Annotated in this window: 1 protein-coding gene; it reads left to right on the plus strand. The window is 63.6% G+C overall.

Annotated features, from left to right (window positions below):
- Positions 1 to 209, plus strand: a 209-nt coding sequence (locus tag ACW9IR_RS30525) for a histidine kinase dimerization/phospho-acceptor domain-containing protein (protein ID WP_457466343.1), incomplete at both ends; no start/stop codon positions are given.

The following is a 209-nucleotide window of genomic DNA, read 5'->3' on the forward strand; positions in this document are numbered from 1 at the left end:
CAGCCTGACGACTTGCGTCCATTGCCATTGGTGGAAGTGCAGCATGAGTTTGGGCCACTGGTGCGCTCCCTCAACCACTTCACCGAACGCCTGCGCGGTCAGTTTGAGCGCCAGGCGCAATTTATCGCTGATGCGGCCCATGAGCTGCGCACACCGCTGGCTGCGCTCAAGGCCCGGCTGGAACTGGGCTTGCGTGCCGAGGACCCCGT

This window comes from Pseudomonas sp. SDT291_1_S447, assembly GCF_054070155.1.